The organism is Novosphingobium sp. AP12 (assembly GCF_000281975.1).
In the GTDB taxonomy this organism is placed as follows: Bacteria; Pseudomonadota; Alphaproteobacteria; order Sphingomonadales; family Sphingomonadaceae; genus Novosphingobium.
Map to the genome: position 1 here is coordinate 1 of NZ_AKKE01000130.1, position 14,286 is coordinate 14,286.

The 14,286-nt window shown below is 65.0% G+C and carries 17 protein-coding genes, 1 tRNA gene and 1 pseudogene; 10 read left to right on the top strand and 9 right to left on the bottom strand.

Annotation, left to right across the window (positions count from 1 at the left end; all coding sequences use genetic code 11):
- The 8 genes and pseudogenes from PMI02_RS18980 to PMI02_RS19015 all read left to right on the top strand — a co-directional run.
- Positions 1-2,099: pseudogene (locus PMI02_RS18980) on the top strand (hypothetical protein); the annotation flags it as partial.
- On the top strand, positions 2,096-2,275 hold the full coding sequence (locus tag PMI02_RS18985) for a hypothetical protein (protein WP_007685855.1): 180 nt from the start codon (positions 2,096-2,098) through the stop codon (positions 2,273-2,275). The pseudogene PMI02_RS18980 and the gene PMI02_RS18985, both read left to right, overlap by 4 nt.
- 3 nt (positions 2,276-2,278) lie before the next feature.
- Complete coding sequence (locus tag PMI02_RS18990; RefSeq protein ID WP_007685858.1) at positions 2,279-2,551, top strand: hypothetical protein; 273 nt, start codon at positions 2,279-2,281, stop codon at positions 2,549-2,551.
- A gap of 14 nt (positions 2,552-2,565) precedes the next feature.
- Positions 2,566-4,608, top strand: coding sequence for a hypothetical protein (locus tag PMI02_RS18995; RefSeq protein ID WP_007685861.1), 2,043 nt, complete (start codon positions 2,566-2,568; stop codon positions 4,606-4,608).
- A 49-nt stretch (positions 4,609-4,657) separates the two neighbouring features.
- Positions 4,658-5,209, top strand: coding sequence for a hypothetical protein (locus tag PMI02_RS19000; protein ID WP_007685862.1), 552 nt, complete (start codon positions 4,658-4,660; stop codon positions 5,207-5,209).
- A 41-nt stretch (positions 5,210-5,250) separates the two neighbouring features.
- Positions 5,251-5,589 (top strand): hypothetical protein, encoded by a 339-nt coding sequence (locus PMI02_RS19005; RefSeq protein WP_238539114.1) that lies wholly within the window; start codon positions 5,251-5,253, stop codon positions 5,587-5,589.
- A gap of 42 nt (positions 5,590-5,631) precedes the next feature.
- Positions 5,632-6,099 carry a lysozyme gene (locus PMI02_RS19010; RefSeq protein WP_007685866.1) on the top strand — a complete coding sequence of 156 codons (468 nt, stop codon included), beginning with the start codon at positions 5,632-5,634 and terminating at the stop codon, positions 6,097-6,099.
- A complete protein-coding gene (locus tag PMI02_RS19015) occupies positions 6,096-6,488 on the top strand; it encodes a hypothetical protein (protein ID WP_007685868.1) in 393 nt (130 codons plus the stop codon). Before PMI02_RS19010 ends, PMI02_RS19015 begins: the two co-directional genes overlap by 4 nt.
- A gap of 278 nt (positions 6,489-6,766) precedes the next feature.
- Here PMI02_RS19015 and PMI02_RS19020 read toward each other — a convergent pair whose 3' ends face one another.
- From PMI02_RS19020 to PMI02_RS27750, 6 genes are all read right to left on the bottom strand, one after another.
- Entirely contained in the window at positions 6,767-7,090 is a 324-nt protein-coding gene (locus PMI02_RS19020; protein WP_007685870.1) for a hypothetical protein, read from the bottom strand.
- An 83-nt stretch (positions 7,091-7,173) separates the two neighbouring features.
- Positions 7,174-7,368, bottom strand: coding sequence for a hypothetical protein (locus PMI02_RS19025; protein WP_007685872.1), 195 nt, complete (start codon positions 7,366-7,368; stop codon positions 7,174-7,176).
- A 118-nt stretch (positions 7,369-7,486) separates the two neighbouring features.
- Positions 7,487-7,633: a hypothetical protein gene (locus tag PMI02_RS27310; protein WP_007685874.1), complete on the bottom strand. Its 147-nt coding sequence runs from the start codon at positions 7,631-7,633 to the stop codon at positions 7,487-7,489.
- 15 nt (positions 7,634-7,648) lie between these two features.
- A complete protein-coding gene (locus PMI02_RS19030; protein WP_007685876.1) occupies positions 7,649-8,194 on the bottom strand; it encodes a hypothetical protein in 546 nt (181 codons plus the stop codon).
- A 103-nt stretch (positions 8,195-8,297) separates the two neighbouring features.
- On the bottom strand, positions 8,298-8,633 hold the full coding sequence (locus tag PMI02_RS26000; RefSeq protein WP_052025667.1) for a hypothetical protein: 336 nt from the start codon (positions 8,631-8,633) through the stop codon (positions 8,298-8,300).
- A 17-nt stretch (positions 8,634-8,650) separates the two neighbouring features.
- Positions 8,651-9,280 (bottom strand): hypothetical protein, encoded by a 630-nt coding sequence (locus PMI02_RS27750; RefSeq protein ID WP_007685879.1) that lies wholly within the window; start codon positions 9,278-9,280, stop codon positions 8,651-8,653.
- A 38-nt stretch (positions 9,281-9,318) separates the two neighbouring features.
- On the opposite strand from PMI02_RS27750, the gene PMI02_RS19040 reads away from it, so the two are divergent.
- Together PMI02_RS19040 and PMI02_RS19045 are read left to right on the top strand one after the other, a co-directional pair.
- Positions 9,319-9,388, top strand: a tRNA-Ser gene (locus PMI02_RS19040).
- 506 nt (positions 9,389-9,894) lie between these two features.
- Positions 9,895-10,992, top strand: coding sequence for a GGDEF domain-containing protein (locus PMI02_RS19045; protein ID WP_007685884.1), 1,098 nt, complete (start codon positions 9,895-9,897; stop codon positions 10,990-10,992).
- Between the two features lie 4 nt (positions 10,993-10,996).
- On the opposite strand, the gene PMI02_RS19050 is transcribed toward PMI02_RS19045, so the two are convergent.
- The 3 genes from PMI02_RS19050 to PMI02_RS19060 are packed head-to-tail and all read right to left on the bottom strand — an operon-like array spanning position 10,997 to position 14,202.
- Positions 10,997-11,917, bottom strand: a complete 921-nt coding sequence (locus PMI02_RS19050; protein WP_007685886.1) for an SDR family NAD(P)-dependent oxidoreductase — start codon at positions 11,915-11,917, stop codon at positions 10,997-10,999.
- A gap of 55 nt (positions 11,918-11,972) precedes the next feature.
- The gene (locus PMI02_RS19055) at positions 11,973-13,187 is read right to left on the bottom strand and encodes a CaiB/BaiF CoA-transferase family protein (protein WP_007685888.1); all 1,215 of its coding nucleotides are present in this window, start codon (positions 13,185-13,187) and stop codon (positions 11,973-11,975) included.
- Between the two features lie 4 nt (positions 13,188-13,191).
- The gene (locus PMI02_RS19060; RefSeq protein WP_007685890.1) at positions 13,192-14,202 is read right to left on the bottom strand and encodes an alpha/beta hydrolase; all 1,011 of its coding nucleotides are present in this window, start codon (positions 14,200-14,202) and stop codon (positions 13,192-13,194) included.
- Positions 14,203-14,286 lie beyond the last annotated feature (84 nt).

Genomic DNA, 14,286 nt, shown 5'->3' on the forward strand with positions numbered 1-14,286 from the left:
ATCCGGCGGCCGCCGCTCCCCAGTGGCTCGACATTGGTCCGACGAATCGCTGGGCCATGTTTGACCAGGCGCTGGGCACGGCGACGACTGCCGCCAACGTGATCACCGTCTCGATCGACGCCGGCGCCATCGATGCGGTGGCGCTGCTCGACGTCGTCGCGGCGACTATCCGTGTGCAGATTGGTGGCTACGATCGCACGGTTGCGGCCACCGAGGGCGCGATCACCTTCCTCGATCTCCCCGGGGCAGGTGGAGTGGTCACTGTGACCATTGCCGGCGTGGGTCAGGTGGCGGTGGGTACGCTGCTGGTCGGCGGCCTCGCGGGGCTCGGTGTGACTGAGGCGAGCCCGACCGCAGGGATCACCGACTACAGCCGGAAGGACGTCGACGAATTCGGCGAGGTGACGATCGTTGAGCGCGCCTGGGCCAAGGGCATGTCGGCGAATGCGCTGATCGATACAGCGGCGATCGACGTGGTGTTTGATCGCATCGCCGCGGTGCGTGCGCGGCCATGTCTGTGGATCGGCGAGGACGGCGTCGACAGCCTGACGATCTACGGGTTCTTCAAGGATTTCTCGATTGAGGTCGGCGAGAACGTCAGCAAGCTGGCGCTGTCAATCGAAGGTCTCAGCGCTGCCGAAAAGGCCTTGCCGCTGGGTGCTGCCGTCGACTGGCCGGACATTGCGGATCCGGATGGCACCAAGCCGGAGGAGAACGCTACTGTGGGCGCCCCCCCGGGCACGCCCGTAGGCGATGGCAATGCGCAGGACGCGATGGATGCGCTGAAGGCGCTCGCATCCACCACCACCGCGGCAGACATCGTGGAGGGCGCCAAATCCCTCGTCGAGCGGCAGCGCAACAACCTGCTCGCCACCTACAACATGCAGATCCTCGCCGAAGAGCGGAAGGACAGGTGGGAACGGCTGACGCATCTCGATGGCAGCGAAATTGGAACCCGCGTCCGGCAGGAGATCAGCGAACGCACCGAACAGGGCGAGGCGCTCATAGAGATGCTGACCTCGATCGAGGCAACCGCCACCGACGGTATTGATGCGGCCATGGCGGCGATCGAACTGGAGCAGGTCGTTCGCGCTTCTGCAGACTCGGCCGAAACGGCTGCACGGGAATTGGCCATCTCGCTATTTCAGTCCGATGTCGGCGGCTTGGTCTCTGACCTGCAGGCAGCGATCGTCAGCGAGGCTTCGACCCGGGCCGACGCTGACAGCGCCGAGGCCGATCTACGTCAGGCCCTTGCGGCCACTTTAGACGGCGCCGTGAACGACCTGAATGCAGCGATATTGGTCGAGCAAAACGCGCGCGTTACCGCAGACGAAGCCGAGGCGACGGCGCGGGCCGCGCTGGCAGCAACTCTCTCTGGCGGCATTGCCGATGTCAGCGCCCTCGTGTTGGAAGAGCAAACTGCGCGTGTGAGCGAGGATGAGGCGCTGGCCTCCCAGCTGTTCGCGCTCGAGACCACGTTCGAAGGCCAGACCGCCGAGATCGTGATCCTGGCAGAATCCGTTGACGGATTGTTCCTGCGCTACGGCGTCAAGCTGGATAGCAACGGCCATGTCATCGGCTTCCTTGCCAATAATGACGGGGTCGAAGGCGGCTTCGACTTTGTCGCCGACTACTTCCGGGTTTGGGATGCGGCTGGCACCTTCAGCCAGGCCGTGTTCGAGATCGACGGCGACACCGTGAAGATGCCGAACGTTGAGGTGGACCGGCTGAAGGCTGGATCGGGCAACAGTGCGCAATTCGCTGCGGTCGCTGCCTCAACGCCGGTACCCGGCGCCGGTATGGGCACTAAGCTGACAGTGCTCACGCGCACCGTCACGCTCCTTGCGCCTGGCTCCATCCAAGCCCTCGCCGCACTGGCGATCAGTTACGCCGGTTCAGTTTCCAACTCGAACCTGACGCTTCGGATCGGCGGCGTTCAGGTCTTCTCGGTCGGCGGCGCGACCAGTGAAATCTCGGCGGTTCTCGCCGGCTCGAACACTTTGGCGGCGGGTACCTACAGCGTCGAAGTCGCCTTTGAAGGACCTTCCAATATGACCATCATAGGCCGCAACCTCGCTACGACGATCGTCTACTCATGACGGCGGTCGTCTTCTTCGATCCAGCCACCGGCGTCATCAGCGAGTGCGCCACGGGGCCGATCGAGTGGGCACAGGTCGATGGCCGTCCCTTCGTCGAAGTCCCAGAATTCCGTCCCGACTGGGATGCCACGCACATCGTTGTCGATGGCCATGTCACCCGCAAGCCGAAGGATTGAGCCATGAAGGACGACAACCCGTCGATCGAGACCATGCGCACCCAGCGCGACGAGATTGAACGCCAACTGGCTCAAGCCACGATCGCGCCGATGCAGGAATTCCTCGCGCTGCTGGGCAGCGACGAGATCACAGAGTTCCTTGATCGCCTTGCTTCGGCTGCCAGCCCCCTCGAGGAACGCACGCGGCGCCAGGTCACGCAGTGGGCTAGCGCCCGCACGGCCATGGTCAAGATTGGCGACATCGAACTGGCCCGCCTGCGCAAGCTGGTCGACTGAAAGGAGGGCTTGCCGTGGCATACGAAGATCAGCTGGCGACACTTCTAGAGCGCAATGCCGCGCTATTCGCCGGCATGGAGCCGATCCAGAACGGCGTCGAGTATCGGCGGGACACGCCTGAAGCGGGAGCCGACCTGCCCATAGATGCACGTTTCAACAGCATTGATCCGCTGACCGGCCTGCGGCGTCGGTATCGGCGGATCGACGCCGCGCCTGGCTTCGTCGATGAAGGGCCGTTCGTAGAGCCGGGCGATGTGGGGCTGATCGGCTATCCTACCGACTCTAGTCAGCTTCCTGTCAGCGACCCACAAGCCGAGGCGCTGGTTGGCAGGCAAGAGCTGGCCGATCCGTCGGGGTCGCAAAAAGTCGGCTTCAGCCTGCTCGCTGGCGTTCCTGTGGCCACTGACCTTGAAAATCTCCTTAAGGAAAAGGTGACCGCACGGAAGCTCGGTATCGTTCCCAGCGAGGTCGATCAGACAGACAAGATCCGCGCGCGCTTTGCTTCGGTGGGCATGGGCGTCATCGACTTCCGGGATGCTGGACCGATTGTCGTCTCTGACGAAATCCGGATCACGACGCCGCTGCACCTGATCGGCCCGGGGGGCTATTTCGAGAATTACGGCGCGATCCCTCGGGGGGCTTACTGGAAGCTCAAGGATGATGCGTCTCTCCCAGTCGGTAAGGCCCTCATGCGCATCCTGTATCAGGGGGCGCAGCGAGATAGCCGCCTTGCCGCGCGGGTCTCAGGCTTCGCCTTCTTCGGCAACAAGGGAAACCTCGACAGTCATGCCGACGGCCTCGTGCTTCACGGTGCTCGCTATGCCCAGGCCGATGATTGCATCTTTCTACAGCATGCAGGGGCAGGCTTCCGGACCCAGACAGGCGGCGCCCAGGGCGCGACGCAATCAAACACCCGCCTGCGGCAACTCGTCTCGTTGTATAATCGCGGGAATGGCTACATCCTGGCTTGCCCGGACACCGCCGCTTTCGGGCTGATTGCCGGTGCTAACACTGCCTCGGGCTTTAACATCAGCGCAGTAACCGAGTTGTTGGGCGCGCTGGCCTGGAACAACGGCGTCGATGGCATCTACATCGAGGGCGATTGGATGCGCGTGCAGGCCTCTGCCTACGACAATAACCGCTGCGGCATTTACGTGAATGGCGCACGGATCGGCGTCAATCTTGACGGATCGAAGGTGCTTCGCAATGGCCTCGATCTGCTCGCCGTCGGCTACGCCACGGACCTTCGCTCCGGCGTCTTCTTTGCGGGGGCGGCGCAAGGCTGCTCGGCCAGAGGTCTGCTCACTGGGAACAACACCGATGGCGCCGACGCTGGTCGGTCACCCCAAACGTACGGTCTCATCGTCGGTTTGGAAGGGGTCGAGGCGCAGGTCGATTATGACACCCCAACTTCCGCGCGCGACGGTGTCATCCGCTACATCCGAGTGACGAGCGAAGGGTCCGGCTACACCTTTGCCAATGTCGCAATTACCGGCGCCGCTTCGGGATCTGGTGCGACCGCAGCGGCAACCGTGGTCGATGGCAAGGTAGTCGGCATCACGATCACGAATGGCGGTTCGGGTTACGCTGGTCGCCCTGCATCGCCAGGCTTCCCGGAACTGCCTGGCGCTCCGATCGTCGTCACCATCACCGGCGATGGCACCGGTGCGGCAGCAGTGGCCAGCCACGGCGGCAACGTCTTCGGCCCCGTGAAAGACTACTCGGTTCGCAGCGGCGAGCGGGTAAGCAAGCTGCTGATCGGGGACGGAACGCCGGTCAAGAAAATCTATAGCGTCACCGTCAACCAGGCGCTGCCGACGTTGGCAGCCGGCGCGACGGATAGCTGGAACTATGCCAGCTCAGCCTTGGGCATCGCGGCCGGCGATACCGATTTCGTACCGTCCGTGCATGTCGCCGGCATGCCAGGCGGGGTGCAAATTACCGTTTCCCTGACCGCTGCAAACACGCTGACGATCACCAGGACCAATCACAGCGCCGCCAGTGTGGCCAGCGGGACTTTCGCCATGCGCGTGATGGTGGCGAGATTCGCCTCGTGATCGCCAACAGGGCCGTCAGCAATATGCAGACCAGAGCAAGGCGCGGACTATGAACCTAACTGCACTCGGCGCGGCAACCAGCCTGGTCGCGCAATCCGTCGAGGCGGGGCCGGCCACGGCCATCCCGCCCAGCTTCAATGACGGCACGTCGCTGTTCCTATTCAACCTGTTCGTCATGACCTCTGCCACGTTCCTAGGCGCGATGATGACGGGAAAGCAGGCGCGCCGGATCTGGATGCAGCGCCGGTGGGATCATCCGAAAGACCCTGTTTCCATATACCGGATCATCCTGCTTTTCGCCGCAGCTGGTCTGACGCTTCGATGCGGTGCCGCCGCCATGGAGCTGTGGGGGTGGAACCCAGATAACCCGGTGACGATCGCCCGCGTCATGATGGCCAAGCGCTGGATTGATCCGATCGCCGTCGCATGCGGCATGGCGTGGATGGGCCTGGCCATCCTCGGCGAGCCGGGCGTCGAGCATCAGCTGCGCAAGGCTCCGCTTCCTGTCGACATGTGGAGCCGCTGGCCGCAGCTCGCCCGAGCCGGCGGTGTCGTTATCCTAAGCTTCGTAGCTGCGCTGTCAGCCGTATGTCTGCGCTAAGATTGATCGCGGTGCTGGGGGCCGCAGCTATGGGCGGTGTCGTGTCTCGCGAGCCGGTGGTCTGGTGGATCGCTGGCTATCCCTTTCCGGCAGGCCCGATGGTGGTCTGCATTCTCGCCGTGATCATCACCCGCTTGGTCATCGGCCTGCAGGCGGAGGGCCGGGCGCAGTGGGCGCTCGATTTCGCCATCACCGCGCTGTGCCTGCTGGTCACCGTGCTGTGGGTCCAGGCGCACCAGCTCGATCTGCTCAAGGCGGGTATCACCGGCATCGGCATAGGCTCGGCGGGAGCGGGCCTGATCGGCTTTGCCAAGAGCGCAGTCATGGGCCGCGCGAAGGCGGCGATCGATGCTTTCCTCGGGACCGCCCCGAAAGCCTGACCGCGCCGTCGTGCGCATCCCGACATCGAAGGAGGCGTAGCTATGCAGCTTGGACCCAAGGGCGAAGCTCTGATCAAAAAATGGGAGGGGTACTCCAAGGACCTCGGCGACGGCCGGGTCCAGGCCTATCCGGACCCAGCGACGGGCGGAGCGCCCTGGACCATCGGCTGGGGCTCGACTGGCGCGGACATTCGCAAGGGCACCATTTGGACCCGGGAGAAGGCGCAGGCGCGGTTCACCGCTCATGTCGGGGAGTTCGCTGCCCAGGTGTCCAAGCTGCTCGCTACCACCCCCACGACGCAAAACCAGTTCGATGCCATGGTGTCGCTCGCCTACAATGTCGGCGCTACAAACTTCGCGGCCTCGACCCTGCTCCGCAAGCACCGCGCGCGCGACTATGCCGGCGCTGCAGGCGAATTCTCGCGCTGGAACAAGGCGGCGGGTCGGGTGATGGCGGGTCTGACGAAGCGGCGCGCAGACGAGGCCAAGCTGTACGGCACGAAGTCATGATCCGCCTCCCCTGGCTTGCTGGCATCGGCGCGGCGCTGCTCGCGCTCGGTGCATGGGGTGGCTGGACCGTCAGCGACTGGCGCCACGACAGCAAAGCCCTCGACGCGCTCGCGGATGCCACGAAGGCCACCAACGAAGCGGCCCAGCACATGCGCGCCCAGGGCGACCTTTACGAGAAAGACCGACAGGATGACCAAAGCCAGTCCATGGTGCGGGAAAGCCGCATCAGCACGATCTATCGCGACGTCGCGGTCCCTGCCGACTGCGCTGTGCCTGATGCTGCTGGCAGCGTGCTCGACGACGCCATCGGCGCCGCCAACGCCCGTCGCTCAGGCCAATCTGGAAGCGGACTGCCCGCCGGTGGAAGCGCGCCCGTTGCCGTTCGTTGATCCGGAGCGCCTGCTCTGGGAAATGCGGTTGGTGACGCAGTACGGGGATTGCGCGAACCGACATCACCGGTCGGTGGACGCGCGAGCCACGCTCAAGCCGTAACGATCATTGCGAGGTAGAATGGGCCTTTGCGCGCACCGCCGGCCCTGAGCGGCCCCGACCCGGTTGCAGCCGAGGGCGCGTAATCAGGTGGGCCTTTCGCGCTGCAGCGGCCCAGACTGCTTAGGGGATGCGCTTGCCGTGGCCGCTGCCCCAGCCACAGATGAGCAACGGTAGATCACAAGGTTGTGGGCGGCAAGCTCATCCTCGCGGCCCGTGCCTCATCGCTCCAGCGCCCAGACTGCTCCGGCGTGAACAGCGGCCGATAGACCCCGGAGCGGAAGAAGAAGCGGTTCCACCCGGTGCATCCGGGCGTCAGGCGACACCGGCAGCGGCGGTTCAAGAGATTGAACTCGCGCCCCACCTTCTCAGCGAGCCCGGCGATCTCGGCCGCCGTAAAGCGATGCAGCCCCTTGCACTCGGCGCACTCCACCTGGATCTCGCGGCCCGTGCTGAGGATGTTGCCGAGGATGCCGACCGTATCGATGAATGCGTAGCCCATCCGCGATCATGGCGCCCTCTCCACGAGTCGGGTCAACGTGCAATGTTCTCGCTACGTTCTAATACTGTGGGCAGGCCTGTGGATCAGTTCGCCGGCCTGCGCAGCCCCGGCCACATAACCCCATCGCCGGCCGTCTGGCCGAGCTTCTGATCGATGATCAGGTTGAACGCCTCGAGCAGCGCGGCTGGCGTCGTGATCGGTAGGCTGACGTAAGCGCCCTCCAGTGCGGCGATCACTTCGTCTTCGGTGGCGCAGCGGAGGGATTCAAGTTCGGTCATCGGCGCGATCCAATGTGATGCAACGCCTAGCCTACGCTCCCATTCGAGAGGTGGATAGGGTGGCAGACACAGAAAGGCCTCGCTCGGCGAACCGGCGAGGCCTTCTGAATTCCGTTATTTAAGCAGCGAGTTTGAAAACTACCGGCTGCTTCTGCGATGACGGAAACATCGACAAAGCGCGCACGCCTTCGACACCGACCTGGTCGATGGCGGCGTTCACAGCCCTCTCAATCGCAGCGAGAACCTTCGGTTCGTTGGCCAGCATGTGTTTCTCCTCAGCTCAGACCTTCGTGATATATAACCACGAACCCTTCATTTCCACAGAGCGAAAAATCTTTTCGCCGTCAAGCGCTGCGCCAACCGCTGCAAAAAATTCAGCGTCGTTGGGGCTGCGCAAATGAAACCGGATGTTATTAGCTCCCATAGAACTTTCGGAAGTGTTAACAACACCCATCAGTGTATGAACCAACACCTGGGAATAGAGTTTCAAACTCGCCTGTCCGAAATCCAGGGAGGGTGAAACCAAGAGGTGGCGAACACGCAACGTCATGCCGTCAGTGCGCGGCAACCGAGCCAAATTCAGCATGCAGGCTAGGTAATATTGCCCTGATTCGACATGCTTCAACGTAGCTGCGGCGGTAACCGTCCCGGGCCCGTCTGCGTGGACTAGGCTCCCATCTGCGATCTTCGAAAGTACGCCAAAGCTATCTGGCGCGTAGTCCTCGTAGCATTCGCCTGCCTCCTCGCACTGGTTTTTCCAGTCGGCGCATAGCGCCTGCCAGCTACCGTCTTTTTCGCTGATCGTTTCGAAGGAAAATTCGCTCATGCCGTCGCGACTATCAGGCCACGGACAGTTTCAAAAGTTGATTCTGTCGCAGTAGGTTGTGGGCGCGCCGCCATCGCCGCGGAAATCATTTCGCTGACCGGCATCATGTAGTCTCGACTTTTTCGAACCGGCCGTCGTGGAATTCGTCTTCGCAGCGGACCCAGTGCCGGTCGTCGTCGCCGCGGTAGATCACCACACTTGACCCATCGACGAGCATGTTGCTGCTCATCTGCAGCTCGCCGACCGCTACTACTTCGTACTCGGTGCCCCGCTTCTTGTGCCTCCATCGGGCCGCGGCTGGCACGCGGGGAGCCTGGTGCCGCATTCGATGCAGAGAGAACCACTCGCACATGTCCGCAAACTCGCGGTCCTGCTTGCTCGAATTCCTATAGTCTGTGGCGTCCTCGATGGAGCGGTACCCGAGGGCTTTGGCGGCCATCAGGCGATCGTCACGAGTTATTGCGTCGGGCGCGGCGGGTGCCGCCACCGGTAGGGCGCTCCCGGTCGGCTTCGCCGCTGCTTCGCGCGAATCGCCTCGACCTTCGTCCAGACGCGCGCCAGCTCGTCATAGGCAGCAGAGTGGATGCTCAGCCCGGCGGTGTTGCAGAGGGCGGCGAGGGTAACCATGACGCCGCCCACCTCTTGGTGCGGCTCTCCGACGCTTCGGGCGAAGACGTAGTCGACCAGAGCATGGGCGCGCTCGGCCGTGAAGGCGGGGAAGGTCTGAGAGAGTTCCAGCGCTTCCTCGATAAAGCGGTCGGCGCGCTCCAACTGGTCAGCCTTGATCGCCGCACCGAAGCACGCGTCCATCCACCGATCCACGCCGCTCTGGAAATCAGCGTCGACACCAGCCGCGCGAATCGTCTTGGCAATCTCGCTGGCCGTCACCGGGCCGTGCTCGCGGCTGGTCAGCGCCTCGGCGACGATCTGTTCTAGGGGCTCGGTTGGGTCGCCATGGGGACATGGATCTAGCGCGAAGCCCGCGTGATCCTTATAGCCGGTGTCGTCGCACTTCGAGCATTCGGGGAACACCTCCGGAACAGAAGTGGTCAGCAAATGGTCAGCGGATGCCTTATTGTTCGTCATCGGTTCGCGCTCCGTTCTATCGTCGGTTGACGTAAAACGTGCGTTTCAGACGGCTTCCTCTCGTTTACACCGAGAGGGTCGGGGGTTCGAGCCCCTCACCGCCCACCATTCAAACGACGGCATTGTCGCCATTGAATGGCAGTCAGGGCATCGACTCGGGTTTGGCGTGGGCGGGTTTTTGGTCAGCCACGGTCAGCGATGCTGTTCGCCTCAGGCGCTAAGATCGTACACCGGCGGATCGAGCGCCACGCAGAACAGTAACCTCCATCATCAGATGACGGCGGCGACCATCCCGATGACGACCACCCACAGGGCCGCGTTGAAGGCCAGTATCACCGGCACGTCGAATTTCGGGACTTCGATGACGACTTCATGGGCGTTAAGCATGACGAACCTGTTTTTCTGCGTCGCTTTTGGCAACCTCTCGAACAATACAACAGCGAATCGTTCGGGAAGTTCCGAATGCGCGTTTCTTCGATCGCGCAAGTGCGTTGATGCAGTCCCGCACCACCCGGCCCACAATCGTACACCGAGGTGACATAGCCTCTGCGACTTCTCGCATGCCGGGAAATTTCGTGTATTGCTGCGCGTTTACTGGTTACGACGCGTGAGACATGACGCCAACCGACGCCCTTGCCGAAAAAGTCTACGTCGAGTTGGTTCGCAGTCTTTATGCGAACGTCCTCCCGTCGAAGATCATGCTGGGGATTACCGGGCTCTATGTGGCGCTGATCGGCCGCAGCGCCCACGATGGACTGCTCTGGGTGATCGGCATCGCCGCGTTCACCGCCTGTCTGCTCCGCGTGAGCGTCGCCCTTGCCCTGCGCGGCAAGGCTATGACTGCCGCGCTCGACCGTGCGGCTGCACGCCGGCTGGAACTGAGCTTCGCAGGCCCCTACTACCTGTTTTCCATACTGCTGGGCATGCTCGGCGGCTACGTGTTCCTCCGCGGCAATAACGCGACCGAGATGCTGACGATCTGCGTGCTGGTCGGCTACTGCGCGGGCGTTGCCACCGGGACGGGGCTCAGGCCTCGGATCGCGATTCCCAGCATGGTCATGGCGATCGGCCCCGCCATCGCCGCCTCCGCGCTGCGCCTCGAGCCGATCCACGCAGGCATGAGCCTCATCGCACTGGCCTTCCTCGTCGGCGGTTCGCAATCCGTGCTCGCGCAGCACCGGCTGATAAAGACCGAGATCGGCAAGCAGCTCACCTCGGTCTCGCTCGCCCGCCGCGACGGACTGACCGCGCTGCCCAACCGCCTCGCTCTGCGCGAGTACTTCGACGAGAACGCCATGCTGCTGGGCCCGGGCAGCGTGGTCGCGGTCCACTACCTCGACCTAGATGGCTTCAAGCCGGTCAACGACCGCTACGGCCATGCCGCCGGCGACGAACTCCTCGCCGCCGTCGCCGAGCGCCTGCGCGGCGCTGTGCGCAGCGGCGACATCGTGGCGCGCCTTGGCGGCGACGAGTTCGGCATCGTCCAGTTCGGCCTCAACCGCAACGAGGAGGCGGACCTGCTCGCGCGGCGCATCGTCGCGGCCATTGCCCAGCCCTTCCGGCGGGGCGAGGACGTCATCGAGATATCCGCCTGCGTCGGCACGGTCCTCTCCAGCGAGAGCGGGACCGACCTCGAGACCCTGCTGCGCAGCGCCGACGCCAGGCTCTACCAGGCCAAGCGCAACCGGCCTCCCTCGGCGATCGCGCTCTAGGCGGTCAGCCGGCGGCGCCTGCGCGGATCATGCCGAAGCCGTGGAGCAGATGCTCGAGCTGGCCGTCGGGGACCGGGGGGAAGGCCAGCGTCTCTCCGCTCTCGCGGATGGCCCCGATCTCGTCGGCCACGTCCTCCAGCGACCATTCGGGGCGGTAGATCCCGGCGTTCTCGGCCACCCAGGCGCGGGCAAGTCGCCCGCCCATGGCCACGTACATCTCGCCGGTGGCCTGGCAGTCTTCATGGCACAGGTAAGCCACCATGGGCGCGACCTGCTCGGGCTCCATCGGCGGGAACTTGCTGGTGTCGATCCCTTCGGACATGCGGGTGACGGCGGCGGGGACGATGAGGTTCGAGCGGACGTTGCTGTGCTGCCCCTCGATCGCCGCGGTGTTGGACAGGCCCATGAAGCCGGCCTTGCACATCGAGTACGTGACATTGTCCGACTTGCCGTAGAGCCCGTTGATCGAGCTGGTCAGGACGATGCGCCCGTACCCCTGCGCCATCATGTGCGGGAACGCCTCGCGCACGACGTGGTAGGCGCCCTTGAGATGGACATCGAGCACCGCCGTGAAGTCCTCGTAGGCGAGTTCGCTCAGCGATCCCCGCCGCACGTTGCCGGCCGAGTGGATGAGGATGTCGATCCGCCCGAAGGCGCCGATCGCGGCGTCGATGATCGCCTTGCCGCCCTCGGGCGTGGCGACGCTGTCGGTGTTGGCGATCGCCTCTCCCCCGGCGGCGCGGATCTCGGCGGCGAGCGCTTCGGCCGGGCCTTCCGCCGTGACGTCGCCCGCCATCGAGACGCCGGGATCGTTGACCACGACCTTGCAGCCCCGGCTGGCCAGCAGCAATGCATGGGCGCGGCCGAGACCCCGCCCGCCGCCGGTGATCACGGCGACCCGCCCATCGAAACGAAGGTCTGGCATGGCTGGCTATCCCGGTGACTTGGCTTGTACGCGCGACCTTACCGACGCCGCGCGCTCAGGCAACGATGCCCGAGGCCCGGAGCGCCGCGATCCGCTCGGGCGATAGATCGAGCACCTCGGCGAGGACCGCGTCGGTGTGCTGGCCGAGGACCGGCGGCGCCTCGGGCACGGGCTGCTCGGCGTCGGTGAAGCGGATCGGGCGATTGACGATGGGAATCGGCCCGAGCGCCGCGTGCTGCGTCTCGACCACCATTCCGCGCGCGACCGCCTGCGGCTGCGCCAGCGCCTCGGTCACGCCGAGGATCGGGGCGTGCGGCACTTCGTGCTCGGTGAAGATCGCGACCAGTTCGTCGACGCTGTGCTGCGAGGTGAAGGCGGAGACGATCGCGTTGACCTCCTCGCGCGCGTCGCGGCGCTTTTCCAGCGTGTCGTAGCGCGGGTCGTCGCAAAGCTCGCCCCGGCCGATCGAGCGGCAGACGCGGCCCCAGAAACCGGGCGTCAGGCAGGCGATGACGATCGAGCCCTCGCGCGCCGGGAAGATGCCGTAGGGCACGAGGTTGGGGTGCTGCGATCCGACGCGCTGCGGGTCGGTGCCGTTGAAGAAGGCGAGCTGCGCGATGTAGCCGAGCATGCCCATCATGCCGTCCATCAGGCTGACGTCGATGTGGCGGCCCACGCCGGTGCGCTCGCGCTCGTAGAGCGCGGAGATAATGCCGATCGGCCCGTTGATGCCGCCGACGAGGTCGCCGAGCGGGATGCCCAGCTTGGTCGGCAGTCCGCCCGGCTCGCCGTTCATCGACAGGGCGCCGGACATGGCCTGGAGCACGATGTCGAAGCTCGGCCGGTCCTTGAGCGGCCCGGTCTGCCCGTAGCCCGAGATGGAGCAGTAGATCAGGCGCGGGTTGATCGCGCGCAGTTCCTCCCAGCCCAGCCCCAGCCGCTCCATCACGCCGGGGCGGTAGTTTTCCACCAGCACGTCACAGCGCGCGGCGAGGTCCTTGACCAGCGCCAGTCCCTCCGCGCTCTTGAGGTCGACGACGATCGACTTCTTGCCGCGATTGACGGCGAGGTAATAGTGGCTCTCTCCGTCGCGGGTCGGCGGAAACGTGCGGGTCTCGTCGCCGGTGCCGGGAGGTTCGATCTTGAACACCTCCGCGCCCATGTCGGCCAGGGCTAGGCTGGCGGCGGGCCCGGCGAGGACGCGCGTGAAGTCGATCACGCGGACTCCGGCGAGCGGTCCCGCCCAGGTGGAAGCTGCGGGCTCGTTCATCGTTTCACACCAGGTTCCGGCGGAAGAACGCCACGATCTGGTCGTAGGCGTCCCGCGCCTCGGGAAGGCCAAGGTTGTAGTAGTAGCAGTGACCCATGCCCTCGCCGACGATCAGCGTCGAGGAAACGCCGGCCTTGAGCAGCTGCGAGTTGGTGTAGATTGCCGGGCTCAGGTCCATCGAGCGGGTGCCGGTGATGATGAGCGTGGGCGGGAAGGTCGCCATGACGGCGAGGTCGTAGGCCGGCCAGGCGCTCGGATCCTTGGCGTCGCACCCTTCGAAATAGCCCCGGGTAATGTCGATGGGGGCGCTGCCGTCGGCAGGCGGCGGCGGGAACGAGGCGTCGATGTAGCCGGCGAGATAGGCGGATTCGCCGACGCCGAACGGTACGCCGCCCGCTCCGAACACACCGATCGCACCCGCCTGGGGCAGTCCATGCGCGGGAAGCCAGGCGGCGGCCTGCGCCGTCAGCGCTCCGCCCGCCGAGCCGCCGTAGATGCCGATCCGGCCTGGCGCATAATCTGCGAGCAGCGCCTTGTAGACAGCGGCGACGTCCTCGACCCCGGCCGGGTGCCTGTGCTCGGGCGCCATGCGGTAGTTGACGGTCACGACGCGGTAGCCGCCCAGCACGGCCATCGGGATCGCCTCGATCAGCGCGATGCCGTCCCAGCCGACGGTGAAGGCGCCGCCGTGTAGGTTGATGAGGACGCGGGTCGGGTCATGGCTGCCATCCGCCGGGGTGACGTCGAGCACCTCGACACCGCCGATCTCGGTGGCGAGGATTTCGACCGGAAAACTCTCGCGCAGGCGGGGCAGGGACTGGGCCGCGTAGGCGTTGATCTCGTCGCGCCGGACCGCGATATCGGGCTCCTGGCCCGCTGCATCGAAGGCCGGAATATCGGCGCGCGCGCGCTGCGCCGCCGCAGCCTCCGCGCTGACGAGGGCGGAGACGGGCAGGTCGAAGCCGGGCACGCGGACGGTGCCGTCGGGCTGTAATGTCGGTCTGCTGCCGTCCACGCATCTCTCCGGTTCATGCGGCCACGGATCTTCGCCCGGTGCCGCAAACTGGCGTCCCCTGCCGCCGAGACTAGGCCCGGCGGC

Coding starts and splice junctions, on each gene's coding strand:
- PMI02_RS18985 (WP_007685855.1), top strand. CDS start 2,096: ATGACGGCGGTCGTCTTCTTCGATCCAGCCACCGGCGTCATCAGCGAG.
- PMI02_RS18990 (WP_007685858.1), top strand. CDS start 2,279: ATGAAGGACGACAACCCGTCGATCGAGACCATGCGCACCCAGCGCGAC.
- PMI02_RS19000 (WP_007685862.1), top strand. CDS start 4,658: ATGAACCTAACTGCACTCGGCGCGGCAACCAGCCTGGTCGCGCAATCC.
- PMI02_RS19010 (WP_007685866.1), top strand. CDS start 5,632: ATGCAGCTTGGACCCAAGGGCGAAGCTCTGATCAAAAAATGGGAGGGG.
- PMI02_RS19015 (WP_007685868.1), top strand. CDS start 6,096: ATGATCCGCCTCCCCTGGCTTGCTGGCATCGGCGCGGCGCTGCTCGCG.
- PMI02_RS19020 (WP_007685870.1), bottom strand. CDS start 7,090: ATGGGCTACGCATTCATCGATACGGTCGGCATCCTCGGCAACATCCTC.
- PMI02_RS19025 (WP_007685872.1), bottom strand. CDS start 7,368: ATGACCGAACTTGAATCCCTCCGCTGCGCCACCGAAGACGAAGTGATC.
- PMI02_RS27310 (WP_007685874.1), bottom strand. CDS start 7,633: ATGCTGGCCAACGAACCGAAGGTTCTCGCTGCGATTGAGAGGGCTGTG.
- PMI02_RS19030 (WP_007685876.1), bottom strand. CDS start 8,194: ATGAGCGAATTTTCCTTCGAAACGATCAGCGAAAAAGACGGTAGCTGG.
- PMI02_RS26000 (WP_052025667.1), bottom strand. CDS start 8,633: ATGGCCGCCAAAGCCCTCGGGTACCGCTCCATCGAGGACGCCACAGAC.
- PMI02_RS27750 (WP_007685879.1), bottom strand. CDS start 9,280: ATGACGAACAATAAGGCATCCGCTGACCATTTGCTGACCACTTCTGTT.
- PMI02_RS19045 (WP_007685884.1), top strand. CDS start 9,895: ATGACGCCAACCGACGCCCTTGCCGAAAAAGTCTACGTCGAGTTGGTT.
- PMI02_RS19050 (WP_007685886.1), bottom strand. CDS start 11,917: ATGCCAGACCTTCGTTTCGATGGGCGGGTCGCCGTGATCACCGGCGGC.
- PMI02_RS19055 (WP_007685888.1), bottom strand. CDS start 13,187: ATGAACGAGCCCGCAGCTTCCACCTGGGCGGGACCGCTCGCCGGAGTC.